This is a genomic window from Streptomyces sp. NPDC050085, from assembly GCF_044460595.1.
GTDB lineage: Bacteria > Actinomycetota > Actinomycetes > Streptomycetales > Streptomycetaceae > Streptomyces.
In genome coordinates this window covers 41,882-58,859 of record NZ_JBITJZ010000016.1, presented here as the reverse complement: position 1 = coordinate 58,859, position 16,978 = coordinate 41,882, and the positions used below count along the sequence as shown (strand labels likewise).

At 73.5% G+C, this 16,978-nt stretch carries 13 protein-coding genes and 1 pseudogene; 8 read left to right on the top strand and 6 right to left on the bottom strand.

The genetic code is table 11. The features are described 5' to 3' along the window. Positions 1 to 18 precede the first annotated feature (18 nt). Entirely contained in the window at positions 19 to 1,194 is a 1,176-nt protein-coding gene (locus tag ACIBUY_RS36665; RefSeq protein ID WP_365572257.1) for a glycosyltransferase, read from the bottom strand. 73 nt (positions 1,195 to 1,267) lie between these two features. Between ACIBUY_RS36665 and ACIBUY_RS36660 the strand changes: the two genes are divergently transcribed. After that, positions 1,268 to 2,038 carry a glutamate racemase gene (locus ACIBUY_RS36660; protein WP_399154987.1) on the top strand — a complete coding sequence of 257 codons (771 nt, stop codon included), beginning with the start codon at positions 1,268 to 1,270 and terminating at the stop codon, positions 2,036 to 2,038. Between the two features lie 97 nt (positions 2,039 to 2,135). Further along, positions 2,136 to 2,699, top strand: a complete 564-nt coding sequence (locus ACIBUY_RS36655) for a hypothetical protein (protein WP_365572252.1) — start codon at positions 2,136 to 2,138, stop codon at positions 2,697 to 2,699. 9 nt (positions 2,700 to 2,708) lie between these two features. Here ACIBUY_RS36655 and ACIBUY_RS36650 read toward each other — a convergent pair whose 3' ends face one another. Further along, positions 2,709 to 3,755 carry an O-antigen ligase family protein gene (locus ACIBUY_RS36650; RefSeq protein ID WP_365572249.1) on the bottom strand — a complete coding sequence of 349 codons (1,047 nt, stop codon included), beginning with the start codon at positions 3,753 to 3,755 and terminating at the stop codon, positions 2,709 to 2,711. Between the two features lie 294 nt (positions 3,756 to 4,049). Between ACIBUY_RS36650 and ACIBUY_RS36645 the strand changes: the two genes are divergently transcribed. Further along, the gene (locus ACIBUY_RS36645) at positions 4,050 to 5,861 is read left to right on the top strand and encodes an APC family permease (protein WP_399154950.1); all 1,812 of its coding nucleotides are present in this window, start codon (positions 4,050 to 4,052) and stop codon (positions 5,859 to 5,861) included. On the opposite strand, the gene ACIBUY_RS36640 is transcribed toward ACIBUY_RS36645, so the two are convergent. The 3 genes from ACIBUY_RS36640 to ACIBUY_RS36630 are packed head-to-tail and all read right to left on the bottom strand — an operon-like array spanning position 5,845 to position 8,911. Continuing rightward, positions 5,845 to 7,542 carry a hypothetical protein gene (locus tag ACIBUY_RS36640; protein ID WP_365572243.1) on the bottom strand — a complete coding sequence of 566 codons (1,698 nt, stop codon included), beginning with the start codon at positions 7,540 to 7,542 and terminating at the stop codon, positions 5,845 to 5,847. The two genes, ACIBUY_RS36645 and ACIBUY_RS36640, sit on opposite strands and share 17 nt — an antisense overlap. After that, a complete protein-coding gene (locus ACIBUY_RS36635; RefSeq protein WP_365572240.1) occupies positions 7,539 to 8,567 on the bottom strand; it encodes a hypothetical protein in 1,029 nt (342 codons plus the stop codon). The genes ACIBUY_RS36640 and ACIBUY_RS36635 overlap by 4 nt, the downstream gene beginning before the upstream one ends. Positions 8,568 to 8,572: 5 nt before the next feature. After that, the gene (locus ACIBUY_RS36630) at positions 8,573 to 8,911 is read right to left on the bottom strand and encodes a hypothetical protein (RefSeq protein ID WP_365572238.1); all 339 of its coding nucleotides are present in this window, start codon (positions 8,909 to 8,911) and stop codon (positions 8,573 to 8,575) included. Between the two features lie 684 nt (positions 8,912 to 9,595). Between ACIBUY_RS36630 and ACIBUY_RS36625 the strand changes: the two are divergent. The 5 genes and pseudogenes from ACIBUY_RS36625 to ACIBUY_RS36605 form a co-directional block, all read left to right on the top strand. Further along, positions 9,596 to 10,380, top strand: a pseudogene (locus ACIBUY_RS36625) (LysR family transcriptional regulator); the annotation flags it as partial. A gap of 84 nt (positions 10,381 to 10,464) precedes the next feature. Continuing rightward, complete coding sequence (gene lnt / locus ACIBUY_RS36620; protein WP_399154949.1) at positions 10,465 to 12,135, top strand: apolipoprotein N-acyltransferase; 1,671 nt, start codon at positions 10,465 to 10,467, stop codon at positions 12,133 to 12,135. Between the two features lie 65 nt (positions 12,136 to 12,200). Beyond that, positions 12,201 to 12,683 carry an NUDIX domain-containing protein gene (locus ACIBUY_RS36615; RefSeq protein WP_365572232.1) on the top strand — a complete coding sequence of 161 codons (483 nt, stop codon included), beginning with the start codon at positions 12,201 to 12,203 and terminating at the stop codon, positions 12,681 to 12,683. 56 nt (positions 12,684 to 12,739) lie between these two features. Continuing rightward, on the top strand, positions 12,740 to 13,540 hold the full coding sequence (locus ACIBUY_RS36610) for a 3-hydroxybutyrate dehydrogenase (protein WP_399154948.1): 801 nt from the start codon (positions 12,740 to 12,742) through the stop codon (positions 13,538 to 13,540). A 23-nt stretch (positions 13,541 to 13,563) separates the two neighbouring features. Then, complete coding sequence (locus tag ACIBUY_RS36605) at positions 13,564 to 15,501, top strand: helix-turn-helix domain-containing protein (RefSeq protein ID WP_399154947.1); 1,938 nt, start codon at positions 13,564 to 13,566, stop codon at positions 15,499 to 15,501. 55 nt (positions 15,502 to 15,556) lie between these two features. On the opposite strand, the gene ACIBUY_RS36600 is transcribed toward ACIBUY_RS36605, so the two are convergent. Further along, the gene (locus ACIBUY_RS36600; RefSeq protein ID WP_399154946.1) at positions 15,557 to 16,954 is read right to left on the bottom strand and encodes an MFS transporter; all 1,398 of its coding nucleotides are present in this window, start codon (positions 16,952 to 16,954) and stop codon (positions 15,557 to 15,559) included. Between the last annotated feature and the right edge of the window lie 24 nt (positions 16,955 to 16,978).

Here is a 16,978-nt window from a genome sequence, read left to right as displayed (position 1 = left end):
CCCTCCGCGCAAGCGACTTCACTGCTGTTCGGGCGCCGCGTCGGGACGGGCGTACGTCCGTCCCTTCCAGGCCGCGCCCCGCCCCCTGTAGTGCTGCACCGCGGAATCCACCGTCATGAGGAGGTAGAGGAACGCCGTGAACGGCAGCAGGGGAGCGAGCCACAGGGGCTGACGGTAGTAGCGCAGCATCGGCAGGTACGTCGCCGTCATCACGGCCCAGGCGAGCGCACCGAGCAGCGCCGTCGGCGTGCTGCCCGCGACGAGGCCGGCGACCACGGCCGCGGGCGGCACCAGATAGACCAGCGCGAGACCGAGCACCGTGCCGCACAGCACCACCGGGTTGTGCCGCAGCTGCGCGTACGCGCTGCGCGACACCATGCGCCACAAATCCGCAAGGCGCGGATAGGGCCGGACGCTGTCCACGTGCTCGGCCAGGCCCAGCCAGATGTGACCGCCCGAACGCTTCACGGCCCGCGCCAGCGACACGTCGTCGATGACCGCGTGCCGGATCGCGTCCGGGATCCGCGCCCGCTGGGCCGCCTCGGTGCGCAGCAGGACGCAGCCGCCCGCCGCGGCGGCCGTGCGCGACCCCTTGCGGGAGATCCGTCGGAACGGGTAGAGCTGCGCGAAGAAGTAGACGAACGCGGGCACGACGAGCTTCTCCCACAGGCTCACCACCCTCAGCCGCGCCATCTGCGACACCAGGTCGAAGCCGCCCGCGTGGGCCGCCGCCACCAACTCCCGCAGGCTGTCCGGCTCATGGGCGATGTCCGCGTCGGTCAGGAGCAGGAACTCGGGGCCACGCGCGCGTGCAAGCCCGATGCCGTGCCGCACCGCCCACAGCTTGCCCGTCCAGCCGGCGGGCGGCTCACCGGGCGACGACACCGTCAGCGGCAGCCCGCCGTGCCGCTCGGACAGCGCCCGCGCCACCTCGCCCGTACCGTCCGAACTGCCGTCGTCCACAAGGAAGATCTCCGCGTGCCCCGGATACTCCTGCGCGAGCAGCGACGGCAGGCTGTCCGGCAGGACCGCCGCCTCGTCCCTGGCCGGCACCACGACGCACACGTCCGGCCAGGCCGCGGGCCGCGCACGCGGCGGCAGGCGCAGGTCCGTACGCCAGAAGAACCCCTGGCAGAGCAGCAGCCACAGCCATGCGGCCAGCGAGGCCGCGGTGATCCACACAACGACGTCCATCCGCCGCAGTCTGCCCCACCGCGGCGGCTCTGTCGGAGCGATCGTCTATGGTTTCCGAGTGAAGATCGCGCTCATGGACTCGGGAATCGGACTGCTCGCGGCCGCCGCCGCGGTACGGAACCTGCGGCCCGACGCCGACCTCGTCCTCTCCTCCGACCCCGACGGCATGCCGTGGGGGCCGCGCACCCCGCAGGACGTCACGGAGCGCGCGCTCGCCGCCTGCGAGGCCGCCGCCGCGCACCGCCCGGACGCGCTGATCATCGCCTGCAACACCGCGTCCGTGCACGCCCTGCCGACGGTCCGCGCCCACCTCGAACCGCGGATCCCCGTCATCGGCACCGTCCCGGCGATCAAGCCGGCCGCCGCGGGCGGCGGCCGCGTCGCCATCTGGGCGACGCCCGCGACCACGGGCAGCCCCTACCAGCGCGGACTGATCCGGGACTTCGCGGACGGCGTCGCGGTCACCGAGGTGCCCTGCCCCGGGCTCGCCGACGCGGTGCAGTGGGCCGACGAGGACGCCATCGACCGGACCATCGCCGCCGCGGCCGCCCTCACTCCGCGTGACGTCACCACCGTGGTCCTGGGCTGCACCCATTACGAACTGGTGGCGGAGCGCATCCGCGCGGCCGTGCAGCAACCCGGCGCCGCGCCCCTGGAACTGCACGGCAGCGCGGGCGCCGTCGCCGCTCAGGCCCTGCGCCGCATCGGCGAGCGGCCCGCGCCGCGGCCGGGGGTCCTCGGCACGCTCACCGTGATCCTCAGCGGCCGTACGGAATCGCTCCCGAAGGCCGCTCTCGCGTACGCCGAGGGCCGGTCGCTGGGGGCCGTCAGCCACGCCGGCTGACGCTCCGGGCGACCTCCGGCCGCACAGGCCCCCGATCCGGCGCAGTCACGTTCCGCGAGCCGGTGCCTTCGTACCGGAACATGAGTAGGCTCGGAACATGAGGGAAAACGCCGCCGACGACCGCCGCGGGCGACGCACTTCCGCCCACGCGAGCGAGATCTGGACCGGCCGCGCACGCAATCGCGTGCAGTGGCTCCTTGCCCTGGGCGGCTTCGCCTGTCTGGCCCTCGGCATCGAGCTGGCCGTGGACAACTCGTGGGCCACGGGCATAGCGGCCCTGGCCATGTCCGTGGTCGGCCTGATCGCCGTCGGACTGCTCGTCCTGTTCGGCACCCTCGCGTTCCTGCACGTCGCCGTGAAGGTCGACAAGGACCACCTCGAAGTGCGCTGCGGCCACGTCGGCCTGCCGCGCCGCCGCATTCCGCTCGCCCACGTCGTCGACGCGGACTTCGCGCCGCGGGTCACGCCCCGGCAGTGGGGCGGCTGGGGCTATCGCTGGCGGCCCGAGATCGGCACGGCCGTCGTGGTGCGCCGCGGCGAGGGCGTGGTCCTCAGCCTCGGGGACGGCCGCAAGTTCACGGTGACCGTGGACGACGCGGAGAGCGCCGTGCGCCACATCCGCGACCTCCTCAAGCCGACGGCCGCGGGACCCGCTCACTGACCCGTACGTTCACTCGAGGCCGCCCCGGGCATGCGCCGGGGCGGCCTTTTCGTGCGGGGGCTGCGCCGTCAGCGGTTCCGCGGTGGCGAGGCCCGCGAGCAGGCCCGCGCCCGCCGTCACCGTGGTGAAGCTGAGCGCGTTGCCGACCGACGCCAGCGCGGCCACCGCCGTCAGCGCCGCGCCCGCGGCCAGGACCACCGGCGTCGAGCGGGCCGAGCGCCACAGCACGTACAGCAGCCAGCAGTAGGCGGCCGCCAGCAGCAGCATCCCGACGACGCCCTGCTCGGCAGCCATCTGGAGGGCCGCGGAGTGGGGCCTGCTGTCGGGCAGGGCGCGCTGTGTTGTCAGTGTTGTCACCGTGCCGAATTCCTCGTAGCGGCCGGGGCCCACGCCGAGCAAGGGGTCGGATTCGGCCAGGCGCAGGGCGTCGCGCCACAGCAGCACCCGGTGCGGGGTGAGCCGGCCCTCGAGCGAGGCGGTCAGGCCTGCGGGCAGCACGCCCTCGGCGAGGGCCAGACCGGTCGCGACAGTCGCGGCGGTCGCCAGGCCCAGGCCCGCGAGGCCGAGGGCCCGCAGGCGCATCCGGGCCGCCGCGAGCGAGCACAGGACGACGCCCGCGCACATGGTGGCCCCGGTCGCGGAGTCGATCACGGCTGCTACGACAACCGTGCCGGCCGCCGCAACGTGCAGTGCGACCCGTAGCGCCCGGCGCCGTGCCGACCAGGCCGCGCAGCACAGTGCGCCCGCCGACACGGCGAGCAGTGCGGCCGTCGCACCGGTCCTGCCCAGCGTGTCCAGGTTGTCGGGGGCCGGTCCCGCGGGCGGGGACGCGATGGCGAGGAGCAGCCCGCCGAGACCGGCCGCGGCGGAGGCGGTCACCGGCACGAGCGCCCCACCGATCCGGCCGCACGCGTAGCCCGCGGCGACGGCGAGCATCGCGAGCAACATGCCTTCCGGCCGTCCCGCACGTGCGGTCGCCGTGATCAGGGACCAGCCCGCGCAACAGCCCAGGACGACGATCCCGGCGGCGTCGGCGCGGCCGCGCCGCCGATCCACTGCGACTTCGGGTCCCGTGGACCACCCCGTCGTTCCCACCCCGTCGCCCCCCGACCATGACGGGTCCCTGACGTGATGGCCTGATCCGGCCGTACGTCGGGGACTTCGGCACACGGTAACGGCTGGTGCGGTCCTTTGTGCGCGGATGTGCAGGAACGTTTTTGGGTGGGGTGTCCGACGCCTGCGCCGGTCGCGCCGAACGGGCCGGGTGAGCCGAGCGGGGTCCACGGGGACGCCGCACGGGATAGCCTTGATCCTCCAGAACTCCACTGACGGGGGAGGGAGTTGGGGCGCATGGGCGCGGGCAGTGCCGCGACGGTGCGGACGGCCGCCGAGGCCGCAGACGAGCGGCGCCGGCTCTCCACGCTCGATCTGGCGGGCCTGGCCGCGGGCGGTGTCGTCGGCTCCGGCTGGCTGCTCGCCGCGGGCCAGGCGCACTGGGCGACCGGGCGCGACGCCATGTGGGCGTGGGTGATCGGCGGCGCCCTGATGCTGCTGATAGCGGCCGTCATGGTCGAGTTGGGCATCGCCGTGCCCAAGACCGGCGGGCTGATCTTCCTGCCGCTCCAGGCCGCAGGGCCGCTCGTGGCCACCGTCGTCGCCGCGGGCCTGTGGATCGTGTACGCGGTGAACCCGGCGAGCGAGGCGGCGGCCATGGTGCGCGGCCTCGCCCACTGGTTCCCCTCGCTGCTGCGCAACGGAGAGTCGCTGCGCCACGTCGACGCGCTCAGCGCCGAGGGCCTGAGCCGGGCCAACGACCTGTCGTTCACGGGCGGCGTGTGGGCGGTGGTGTTCATGGGGTTCATCGTGGGTCTGAACCTGCTGCCTCCGCGCCGCCTGATCCGCCTCAACCTCTACATCACCGCGGTCAAGGTCCTCGTACCGGTGCTGATCGTGATCTGCCTCGGATTCGCGGTCGTCGACACCGCCCGGAGCTGCAGCCCCGACCAGGCCTGGTACCTCAGCGGGCAGTCGGGCAGCGCCGAGCACCTGCGGGACAGCGCCGGCGGACTCTCGCCCCTGTACGTCGTCCTGGGCGGCGGTGTCATCTACGCGTACATCGGCTTCCAGGCGCCGCTCGACTTCGCGGGCAACGTCAAGAGGCACGGCGGCATGACCGACCGCGCACGCCTGCGCTGGGCGGTGTACGGCTCGCTCGTCGGCGCGTTCCTGCTCTACACGGCGCTCCAGTACGTGTTCGGCACGCACTGCCAGGGGCTCACGGGCAGCATGCTCGAATCGCCGTACGCCCAGTTCGCCGTCGCCGCGTCCATGACGTGGCTGGCCTGGCTGATCCGGCTCAACGCGGTGCTGTCGCCGATGGGTTCGGGCATCGTCTTCACCCATGCCCTGACCCGTGAGGTCGCCGCGCTCAGCCGCGCCCACCTCACCCACCGGGGACTGCAGACGGCACGCCGCGCCTCGTTCCGGTTCCGGGGCTCCGAGATCGACGCGTACTGGCTGATCCTGCTGGTCAACGTCACCATCGGCCTGGGCACCCTCGTCGTGCTCCAGGGCAACTGGGAGGAGCTGGTCGCCCTCAACAGCGTGCCGAGCCTGGTGGTGTACGCGACTCCGGGCGTCGTCCTCGTGGCGCTGAACCTCGACAAGTTCGGCCCGGTGCGCCGCCGCGTGCACGTGGTGCTCTCCTTCACCGCGTTCGTCGCGATCGCCCTGGTCATCCACGAGGCGGGCTGGGCCGACGTGTGGCGCGGCATGGCCGCCGTGGGCATCGGGTCCGCCCTGCTCCTCGGCCTGCCGTGGCTGGCGCGGCGCGATCTCCCGTACGTGGGACGCCTGTTGCGCCACTACGACGCCCGCGACCAGCTCTCCCGCTTCGCCGATCCCAAGGACCCGGCCGTCGGGACGGTCCTGCTCTTTCTCGCCCATCTGTCGGTCCTGGTGCTGTGCACGCTGGTGCGCAACGTGCTCGGCGAGGGCGTGGCCCCGGCGACCCGTGGCGTGGCCGTGGTGACGGCGTGCGTGATCTTCCCGCTGATGGTGCGGGCGTCGCGCCGGTACATGGAAGACGTGCCGCCGACACTGCCTGCACCGCGCAGTGAAGCCAGCGAGAAGGTCAACCCGCCGATCACCGCAGGGACTTGATGACCCACTCCGCGGCCTGGTGCTGGCCCGCGTCGCGCAGCTCGTCCACCGCCTGGTCGCGGTGTCCGACGTCCGACCAGCGGCCCACGGTGGCCCGCAGCAGCAGCTCCGCCTGTGGCAGCGGCAGGGCCAGCACGCCGGCGACGACCTCCACGACGTCCGTGGGGGACACCAACTGCTCGTTCTCCAGGAACCGTTCGAACAGGTCCCAGGACACCTTCTCGAGCCGCGCACGGTAGAGACGGCCCGCGACGTCGGCCACCAGTGCCGCGTCGACGTGCAACCCCCTTGAGGGGTCGGAGAGTTCACGGCACGCGGACTCCACCGCCGCCGCGTGCCTCGCCTCGTGGAGCGCGTACAGGCACTGCACGAACCAGTTCCGGTCCGCGCCCTCCTTCATCAACGCCTGCGCGAGGTGCCGCCCCGCCTCGTCGGCCGCCCGGGTCCGCTCCCGGCTGCGCTCGATCCAGTCGAGCAGGGAGACGATCTCCTGGCCGGTCCGGCCCTGCACGTGCACGGCGGCGACGTGGCGCAGCAGCCGGGAGCACTCGGCGGAGGCGTCGTACAGGGGCAGCCACTCGTCCAACTGCCGCAGTTCGTCCAGGGACCGGGGCGCACCGTCGGCCGCGGCCGGGTTCGTGACGATGTCGGCGAGCAGGTCGCGGGTCCGCGACGTCAGCACCGGCTCCTTGTGCCAGTACGCCACGAGGGCCGCCAGGTCCTGGACGGCCTGGTGCTCGGCCGCATGGCCGCGTACGAGAGCGCACTTCGCGGGCGCGTTCTCCTGCCCGGCCAGCAGCGCGCACAGCTTGACCACGTGCAGGGGTGCCGTCGTGCGTCCCACGTGCGCGGCGAGGGCGTCGTGCCCGTCGCCGCGCCGGGCGATCAGCTTCGCGAGCAGCTGGCGCGTCAGGTCCACCTGCGTCGCGTCGGAGGCCTTCAGCCGGGCCTCCACCCAGCTCTCCAGGATCTGCCCGGCGGGGCTGAGGTGCTGGAACGCGCCGGCCAGATCGGCTATCTCCTCCCCGTCCTCGGCGTGCTTCGTGCCGGGCCCCGCGGTGCCGTCGCTCGGCGTCCTGGCGATCGTCTCCAGGGTCAGCTCGAGGAGCCGGTCGGCCGCGCCCTGGCAGCCCTCGTCGCGCAGCGCGGTGTGCAGCAGCGCCTTGTCGAGGTTCGTCCGGCCGGAACCGGCGCCCGCGAAGACCTCCACCGTGCGCTCGGCGAGGCGCGGCCGGGCCGGTTGCAGCACCCGCACGAACACCGCCACGTCGAACGCCGTCCGCTGGCAGGCCACGTCGTGCACGATGCTCGCGGTGATCGGCGCCCGCGTCTCGTACGCCTCGGCCTCGTGCTGCAGCACGGCCAGCTGCGCGGCCTCGCCGATGGGGCGTGACAGGGCCGCCGTCGCCATCAGCATCACGGCGTCGCGACGCTCGAAGTGGTGGGCCAGTTCCACGAGTTCGTCCACCGGGCGGCGCAGCGCGAAGGCGTGCAGGGCGCGCATGGCCATCGCCTCGCGGTGCTCGTCCCGCATCCGCATCAGGATCTGCACGAACTGCGGAACGCCCACGCGCGCCACCCAGGCGTACGCGTCGTTCATCGACGCGGCCACGTCGGGCTGGAACAACTGGTGGGTCAGGCGCTCCCGTCGACCCTCGGCCGGGTCGGGCGCGGCGGTCATCCGCCGCCCAGCATCGCGGGTTCGATGACACCCCAGTACTGGACGAAGTCGGCCGGGTCGGGCAGGAGTTCGGCCGCCTTGCGGTCGACGCGCAGGGCGAGTTCGCGGTGCTGTTCGTCACCGGCCTTGAGGCGCAGGACGACCTGTCCCGCCAGCTCCGGCAGGCGCATCAGATCGGCCAGATTGCGCTCGCCGTTCAGCAGGAGTTCGCGGATCCAGTCGTCCACCGTGCTCAGCGACCGCGGCCGGGGCCTGCGGCCCTTGGCGTGGTTCGTGAACAGGGTGGCCGCCTCCGAGGCGTCGTTGAGCACCATCCGTGGCGCGTGGTGCACCCCGCACTCCTGCATGCCCTCGTCGATCCCGGCCCGCAGCGCGCCGAGCGTCAGATCGTCGGGGTGGTCGGGGATGCCCTGGGTCAGCACGTTCAGCAGATGGCCGCTGAAGGGGGTGCAGCCGTTGAGCGGGGCCGGCAGGTTCGTACAGGCGTCGGCCCACGCGTTGTGCACGTCGCCGCCCACCGCCGTCAGGACGCACGTGCCCTGGAAGCGGGTGCCGAGTGCGCCCGGCAGCGCCGCGTCGGGGCCCAGATGGGGCAGCAGGTTCGAGTAACAGCAGTCCGTGATCAGTACCTTGAGGCCCGCCTTGCTCTGCCGGATCGCCCGGTACACGTACCACGCCGACAGCCACGTCCACGGCTCGGAGAGCCGCGAGGAGCCGACCGCGAAGTGCACCTGGCCGCCCGGTACGTCCTTCCAGTACGCACCGTGCCCGACGTACACCACGAGCAGCGTGTCCTGCGGTCCCTCGGCGGCCGCGGCCGCCTCCTGGAGTGCGCGCATCACGCTGTCCGCGGTCCGCACCTCGTGCCGCTCCAGTACGCGCGAGCCGCCGGCCTCGCGCCAGCGCGGATCGCCCTGGAGCGCCGCCCCGTACGCGCGGGCGCTGGCCTCGATCGTCGGATACCCGTGGATGCCGGAGTCGTCGTCGTACGCGCCGACGCCGATCACCAGGGCCCGGGATGCCACGACCGTCAACTCCCTTCGGGTGCGGGGGAGTCGGGGTCCGGATCCGGTGCGGGATCGACGAGGACGACCCGGACGGGGGGTGGATCGAGCTGCCGGGAACGCCACTTGTCGAGGACTGCTCCGACGGCTGCCTGGACCGCGGCCGTGCCGACGCCGCTGATCACCGTCTCCAGGACGAGCGTGGCGAGGCTTCCGTCGAGGGTGCCCCCGGCGTCCTCGTCTCTCGCGTCCGCACGCCACGTCAGTCCGGTCGCCCGCCCCAACTCCTCGAGCAGTTCCTCCGGTTCGTCCAGGCCGACCGGTCCGTCGACCCACACGGTGATGGTGCCCGTCATGGTGTGCATGCCTCCCCCGTGGCCGTACGCAGTGCCTCCCAGTCTGCCAGCTCATGCGCCCGGCGCGCGAGGGGGTGCTGGAGCGCGGGGTGGGTGTGCGGGGAGCGGGGCGGGGGCCGCGAGCGGGCCGGATGCCGGGTTCGGCGTCGGCGAGCAGGTTCTCGGACAGCTCCCACAGGCGGCGGGCGCCCGCGGGGTCGGCGGCGCAGCGGGCCACGCCGTGCAGGGGGCCCGAGCGGCGGTCGAGGACCTCGGTCTCGTTGCAGTCGACGAAGTAGCGGCCGCCGATTCCTTCGAGGCGCGGCGAGATGACGAGGAGGACGGAGGTCGCGGCGCCCTGCACGACCGTCTTGATCAGCTCGTCCGGTACCCGGCCGCTGCCGCGGCCCTCGGTGTGCCGCTGCAGATTGGTGTAAATGGCGCCGGGCATCAGGGCGTTGGCGGTGGTGTCGTCGTCGGCCCAGCGGCGGGTGGCCTCCACCGCGAACAGGACGTTCGCCGTCCTGGACTGGCCGTGGCCGAGCCACGGGTCGTAGCGGCGGAAGGCGAAGCGGACGTCGTCCCGGACGACCGGGAACAGCCGGTGACCGCTGGAGCTGAGGACGACGATGCGCGCGGCCCCGTCGGCGGCGAGCGCGTCGTGCAGGCCCGTGGCCAGGGCGAAGTGCCCGAGGTGGTTGAGCCCTTCTGCGAGCGCACGAGATCGCCGCCATCGAACGGGCCGCGGGCGCGGAACTCCTCGAGCGGCGGCGTGACGGTGCCCGGCTCACCCCGGCGGGCCGCGTCGTCATGCGGCGGGCCGCGGTCGTGCTCGACGAGATCGACGCGACCGCCCGCGAGTTGTCCGGACTCCCGGGACAGGCCGGCACCGTCCGGCTCGCCTGGGTGCCGAGCGCCGGGGTCGTCCTGCTGCCCCGCTCGCTGGCCGATCTGCGGCGCACCGACCCGGGGCTGCGGGTCGTCAGCCGCGAGGGCGGCGCCCCGGCGCTGGTGCGTGCGCTGCGGGCGGGCGGTCTCGACCTGGCGCTGCTCTCATCGGCACCGCCGCTCCGCGTGCCCGACGACGAATCGCCGCCCCTGGTGCTGCAGACCCTCACCGAGCGCTCCCTGCTCCTCGCCCTGCTCGCCGGACACCCCCTCGCCCGCGGCACGTACGTCGACGTGGCCGATCTCGACGAGCGGCCCGAGATCGCGCACGTCGCGCGCAACCGGCTGGCCAAGCTGCACCTCGTCGCTGCGGGCCGCGGGCTGCGGGCTGCGGGCTGCGGGCTGCGGGCTGCGGGCTCACCACCGTGTCCGCCTCGATCGCCCCGACCGGGCCCGACGGCGTCCGGATCCTGCCGGTGCGCGGCGGGCCCCAGGAGCACCGGCGGCTGCTTCTCGCCCGGCTGCCCGGACCCGCCGGTGAGCCGCTCGTCCGCGTCGCGGCCGCTTTGCGCGCCGCCGCCCTCGACGAAGAGGGGCGAGGCGCCGCATGATCACGGCACGTCGTCGCTGGTCATGGCGTGAGACGGCGCCGACCGGCATGTCCCCGTGACAGGGCCGCGCCGTACACTCCCCGGGTGACCGCCACCGCACCTCCCGTCGCCCCGTCGGACGAGCCCGCAGCGCCGCCCGCCCGCCGCTTCGACCCGCGGCGCTTCGTGCCCGTCGTCCTCGCGGCGCTCGCCGGGGTGCTCCTGTACCTCAGCTTCCCGCCGCGGGAACTGCCCTGGCTGGCGCCGGTGGCGTTCGGGCTCTTCGGGGTGGCCGTGTACGGGCGCAGGCTGCGGGCGGGATTCGGCCTCGGGCTCGTCTTCGGCCTGGCCTATCTGGTGCCGCTGCTGTCGTGGACCGGCGTCGACGTCGGGCCGCTGCCGTGGCTCGCTCTCGCCGCCGCCGAGGCGGTGATGCTGTCGCTCGCCGGACTCGGCATCGCCTACGTGTCGCGGCTGCCGCTGTGGCCGCTGTGGGCGAGCGGCGTGTGGATCGCGGACGAGGCGCTGCGCGCCCGCTTCCCGTTCGGCGGCTTCCCCTGGGGCAAGGTCGCCTTCGGGCAGCCCAGCGGCGTGTTCCTGCCGCTCGCCTCCCTGGGTGGCACGCCGCTGCTCGGCTTCGCGGTGGTCCTGTGCGGGTTCGGGCTCGCCGCGCTCGCCCTGCGCGTCCTCGCCCTCCGAAGCATCACGAGCGACAGCGGTGACAGCAGCGCCGCCGGTGACAGCAGTGCCGCCGGTGCCAGGAGTGACACCGGCGTACGCGGCGTCCTGCGGGACCGGGCCCTCGTGGCCGCCGCGGTCCTCACCGTCGCGCCCGTCGTCGCCGGAGTGGCGGCCATGCCGCTGGTGTCGAACGCGGCGGAGGACGGCACCGCGCGCGTGGCGCTCATCCAGGGCAACGTGCCGCGGATGGGCCTCGACTTCAACTCCCAGCGACGGGCCGTCCTCGACTACCACGTGCGCGAGACGACGAAGCTCGCCGCGAAGATCAAGTCGGGCGAGGTGAAGCGGCCCGACCTCGTGCTGTGGCCGGAGAACTCCTCCGACATCGACCCGTACACCAACCAGGACGCGTACGACGAGATCCAGCGGGCGGCCGAGGCCGTCGGCGCCCCGATCTCCGTGGGCGCCGTCGTCACCACGCAGGACGGCGCGACGCACAACCGGCTCATCCTGTGGGACCCGAAGACCGGGCCCGGCGCCACCTACGACAAGCGTCATCTGCAGCCGTTCGGCGAGTACATGCCGTACCGCAGCTTCTTCCGGATCTTCAGCAAGGACGTGGACCGCGCCGGGGACTTCGTGCCCGGCAAGAAGGCCGTCGCGTTCGACATGGCGGGGACGAAGATCGGCAACGTGACCTGTTACGAGGCGGCGTTCGACGACGTCGTCCGCGACCAGGTCAAGGAGGGCGCGCAGATCCTGTCCGTGCCGAGCAACAACGCGACGTTCGAGCGCAGCCAGATGACCTACCAGCAGCTCGCCATGGACCGGGTGCGCGCCGTCGAGCACGGCCGCGCCGTGATGGTCCCGGTCACGAGCGGCATCAGCGCCGTCATCCGGCCCGACGGCTCCGTCGCGCAGCACACCGGCATGTTCGAGGCCGACACCCTGCTCGCCGACGTGCCGAAGCGGACCTCGCAGACGCTCGCCACGCGCGCGGGCGTCTGGCCCGAGGCGCTGCTCGTGGCCCTCGGCGCCGGCGGTCTGGCCTGGGCCGTCGTACGGTCCAGGAGCGGGCGCCGCAAGGACGCCTGACCCGACGGTCCGACCGACGGGTTCGACCGGCCGCACCGCCAGGGCCGCCGGATAGGGTCGGCGGCATGGCTACTCCTGACTACATCCGCGCGATCCGGGCCACTGCGGGCCACCAGCTCCTCTATCTGCCGGGCGTCACCGCCGTCGTGTTCGACGACGAGGGGCGGGTGCTCCTCGGGCGCCGCGCCGACACCGGGCAGTGGGCCGTGCCCGCGGGGATCGCCGAGCCGGGGGAGCAGCCCGCCGACGTCGCGACGCGCGAGGTGTTCGAGGAGACCGGAGTCGAGTGCGTCGCCGAACGCGTCGTCCTCGTACAGGCGCTGAAGAAGCCGATCACCTACCCGAACGGCGACCAGTGCCAGTTCATGGACATCACCTTCCTGTGCCGGGCCACGGGCGGCGAGGCGCGGGTGAACGACGACGAGTCGCTGGAAGTGGCCTGGTTCCCGCTGGACGCGCTGCCGCCGCTCAACGAGCACGGACGGCTGCGGATCAAGCAGGCCCAGTCCGAAGGACCGACGTGGTTCGAGACCACTACTGAGGGCTGAAGTATGGGGGCCGACCACATCGGGTCCGGGGTGGTCGGCTCCCTAGGGTGCGGAGCATGACCCCGCGCACCCCGCTCAGCACCCCGCTCATCGGGCCCCACGCCGTGCCGCTCGACCTCGGCGGACGCACCGCACTCGTCACCGGCGCCGCGAGCGGCATCGGCCGGTCCTGCGCCCTGCGGCTCGCCGCCGCGGGTGCCAAGGTCCGGGCCGTCGACCGGGACCGGGCCGGTCTCGACGCGCTGGCCGACGAGGCCGACGGCATCGAGCCCCGCGTCCTCGACCTGACCGAGCTCGACGCCGCCGAGGCCGCGGCAACCGGCACCGACGTCCTCGTGAACAACGCGGGGCTCCAACTGGTGCGCCCCATCGAGCAGTTCCCGCCCGAGGTCTTCCACACCGTCCTGACGGTGATGCTGGAGGCCCCGTTCCGCCTGATCCGGGGTGCGCTGCCGCACATGTACGAGCAGGGCTGGGGCCGCATCGTCAACGTGTCGTCGGTGCACGGACTGCGCGCCTCCGCGTTCAAGTCCGCGTACGTCTCGGCCAAGCACGGCCTCGAAGGCCTGTCGAAGACGGCCGCGCTCGAAGGCGCCCCGCACGGCGTCACCTCGAACTGCGTCAACCCCGCCTACGTGCGCACGCCGCTCGTCGAGAAGCAGATCGCCGACCAGGCCGCCGCGCACGGCATCCCCGCGGAGCGGGTGGTGAGCGAGGTGATGCTGCAGGACAGCGCGCTGAAGCGGCTCATCGAGCCGGACGAGGTCGCCGAGGCCGTCGCGTACCTGTGCACGCCGCAGGCGTCGTTCATCACCGGTACGTCGATCTCTCTCGACGGGGGCTGGACCGCTCACTGAGGTCCCGGGTAATTCTGTTGAGCATGTCGCCGCACCGACCGCACTCGTCCGCCGCCTCCGCCCCGGCGGCCCCCGCCGACGCGCAGGCCCCGTTCCTGGAACTCCTGGCCAGGGGCGCCTCCGCCGACGCGTACGAACAGCCGGTGCTGCTCGCGCGGGCCGAGGGCCGGGGCCCCGCGTGGATCGCGGCCCTGGAGGATGCCAAACGCCTCGCGCTCGGCGTGCGCGAGGAGATGGAGGGCAGGCGGCGCCGCGAGGCCGAGCTGTCCGCCCTGTTCGAGACCGCCCACGACCTGGCGGGCCTGCGCGACCTCGACGCGGTGCTGCAGGCCATCGTCCAGCGCGCCCGGTCGCTGCTCGGCACGGACGTGGCCTACCTGACGCTGAACGACCCGGTGCGCGGCGACACGTACATGCGGGTCACCGAGGGTTCGGTCGCGGCCCGCTTCCAGCAGCTGCGCCTCGGGATGGGCGAGGGGCTCGGCGGACTCGTCGCCCAGACCGCCCGGCCCTACGTCACCGACGACTACGGCAAGGACCTGCGCTTCCAGCACACCCGCACCATCGACGCGGGCGTCGGCGACGAGGGCCTCGTCGCCATCCTCGGCGTGCCGCTCATGCTGGGACCGCACGTGATCGGCGTGCTGTACGCCGCGGACCGGCGGGCGAGGGTCTTCGCACGCGAGGAGATCGCCCTGCTCGGCTCGTTCGCGGCGCTCGCGGCCGCCGCCATCGACACCGCGAACCTGCTGACCGAGACCCGTGAGGCGCTCGGCGAGCTCGAGCGGGCCAACGAGATCATCCGCGACCGCAGCGGTGTCATCGAGCGCGCGTCCGACGTGCACGACCGGCTCGCCGAACTGGTGCTGCGCGGCGGGGGAGTGCACGACGTGGCCGCCGCCGTGTCCCAAGTCCTGGACGGAACCGTCGAGTTCACGGACGCCGAGGCGGCACCGGCCGAAGCCCTGGAGGCGTCCAGGGCCGACGGCCACGCGGTGCGGCGCGGCGAGGACTGGATCGCGGCCGTCGCGGCGGGCGGCGAACTGCTCGGCGCCCTGGTACTGCGCGGCCACCCCGGCCTCGACCCCGTCGACCAGCGCACCCTCGAGCGCGCCGCGATGGTCACCTCGCTCCTGCTGCTCGCCCGGCGCTCCGCGTCCGAGGCCGAACAGCGCGTGCGCGGCGAGCTGTTGGACGACCTGCTCGACGCCCGCGACCGTGACCCGCGCGTGCTGCGCGAGAGGGCCGCGCGACTGCACGCCGACCTCGAAGCGCGGCACGTCGTGCTCGCCGCACGCCTGGAGCAGGGCGGCGCCGACGCGGAGCAGCAGGCCGCCGCACGCCGCCGCCTGTGGTCGGCGGCCAACCATCTCGCGGCGACCCGGCAGGGCCTGGCCGCCGCCCGCGACGGCGGCACCGTCCTGCTGCTGCCGCTGGACTCCGGGGCCACCGCCTCCGACCTCGCGGCACACGTGGCAGGACGGCTGGGCGCCGCGATCCACGAGACGGTGACCGTCGGAGCCTCGGCGCCGGTCGGGTCCCTGACCACCAGGGCCGACACGGCCGCCGTCGCCTACGCGGAGGCGCAGCGCTGTCTCGACGCGCTGCGCCTGCTCGGCAGGGCGGGGGAGGGCGCGGCCGCCGAGGACTTCGGGTTCCTCGGCCTGCTGCTCGCCGACAGCCGGGACGTCGGCGGATTCGTCTCGCGCACCATCGGCGAGCTCGTCGGGTACGACGAGCGCAGGGGCACGGACCTCGTGCGCACCCTCGACGCCTACTTCGCGTCCGGCATGAGCCCGGCCCGCACGAAGGACGCGCTGCACGTCCATGTGAACACCGTCGCCCAGCGCCTGGAACGGATCGGCCGGCTGCTCGGCCCCGACTGGCAGTCGCCCGCGCGCTCCCTGGAGATCCAACTCGCCCTGCGGCTGCACCGGTTGGCGATCCCGGAACGACGCTGACCCCGTACGCGACCTGCGTACGGGGCCTGCCCGTGGGACCTGTGTGCCGGGCCCGTCAGACGCTGTGGGCGTCGGCGCGGCGCCCGGCCGCCGCCTCGTCCACGGCGTCCTCCTGGTCGATGTCGGCGAGGTCGCGGTGGCGGGTCTCCTTGGCCACGCCGACGGCGAGCAGTGTCAGGAGCGCGGCGGCGATGACGTACAGCGAGATCATCGTGGAGTCGCCCGTGTTCTCGAGCAGCGCCGTCGCGATGAGCGGCGCGGGCGCACCCGCCGCGACCGAGGCGAACTGGGCGCCGATCGAGGCCCCGGAGTAGCGCATCCGCGTCGCGAACATCTCGGAGAAGAAGGCCGCCTGCGGGGCGTACATGGCGCCGTGCAGCACCAGGCCCACGGTCACCGCCAGGATCAGACTGCCGAAGCTCCCGGTGTCGACGAGGGAGAAGAACGGGAACATCCACAGGCCCACGCCCGCGGCGCCCAGCAGATACACCGGGCGGCGTCCGACACGGTCGGACAGGGCACCCCAGGCGGGGATGACGGCGAAGTGCACGGCGGACGCGACGAGTACGGCGTTCAGCGCGGTCTGCTTGGAGACGCCGGCCGACGTCGTGGCGTAGACGAGGATGAACGCGGTGATGACGTAGTAGCTGATGTTCTCGGCCATCCGGGCGCCGATCGCGACCAGCACGTCGCGCCAGTGGTGGCGCAGCACCGCGACGAGCGGCATCTTCTCGACCGTCGCGTTCGCCTCCGCCTTGCGGGCCTCGGCCCGGGCGAGGGCCTCCTTGAAGACCGGCGACTCGTCGACGGACAGGCGTATCCACAGCCCGACGAGCACGAGCACGCCGGACAGCAGGAACGGGATGCGCCAGCCCCAGGACGTGAACTGCGCGTCAGAGATCAGCGCGGTCAGCGCCGAGAGCACGCCGGTCGCGAGCAACTGCCCGGCGGGCGCGCCCGTCTGCGGCCACGACGCCCAGAAGCCGCGGCGCTCCGCGTCCCCGTGCTCGGAGACGAGCAGCACCGCCCCGCCCCACTCGCCGCCGAGGGCGAAGCCCTGCACCAGACGCAGCGCGGTCAGCAGGACAGGCGCGGCCGAGCCGACGGTCGCGTGGGTGGGGAGCAGGCCGATCGCGAAGGTGGCGCCGCCCATCATCAGGAGGCTGATCACCAGGAGCTTCTTGCGGCCGAGGCGGTCGCCGTAGTGGCCGAAGACCAGCGCGCCCAGCGGCCGTGCGGCGAACCCGACGGCGTACGTCAGGAAGGACAGCAGCGTGCCGACGAGCGGGTCGGAGCCGGGGAAGAACAGCTTGTTGAACACGAGCGCGGCGGCGGAGCCGTAGAGAAAGAAGTCGTACCACTCGATCGTGGTGCCGATGAGGCTCGCCGCGACGATGCGCTTGAGGTTGCGGGGGATCGACGGGGGCGGCGGAGCGGTTGCTGCGGAGGCCATGTGCACCACTTCCAGGCGGGGACG